At 48.3% G+C, this 329-nt stretch carries 1 tRNA gene and 1 rRNA gene; both read right to left on the bottom strand.

From position 1 onward, the window contains the following. A 16S ribosomal RNA gene (locus EVJ24_RS15280) occupies positions 1-106 on the bottom strand; the annotation flags it as partial. 97 nt (positions 107-203) lie between these two features. Continuing rightward, positions 204-280 (bottom strand) — tRNA-Pro (locus tag EVJ24_RS15285). Positions 281-329 lie beyond the last annotated feature (49 nt).

Consider the following 329-nt stretch of genomic DNA (forward strand, 5'->3'; position numbering starts at 1 on the left):
CCGTCGACTTCCCCCCGAAGGGTTCCGTCGATTTCCTGCGCTCGACTTGCATGTATTAGGCACGCCGCCAGCGTTCGTCCTGAGCCAGGATCAAACTCTCCAAAGAATTTGATATAGCTCTTGAAAACGAAGCTTGCGCTTCAATCAAAACTTGTAAAACTTTTTTTGCCTCATCGTTCAGTTTTCAAAGACCAAAAAATAAATGGTCGGGAAGACAGGATTCGAACCTGCGACCCCTTGGTCCCAAACCAAGTGCTCTACCAAGCTGAGCTACTTCCCGTTATAAATGGTGCACCCTGAGAGATTCGAACTCCCGGCCTTTAGATTCG

Source organism: Exiguobacterium sp. SH1S21 (assembly GCF_004337175.1).
GTDB classification, from domain to species: Bacteria; Bacillota; Bacilli; order Exiguobacteriales; family Exiguobacteriaceae; genus Exiguobacterium; species Exiguobacterium aurantiacum_A.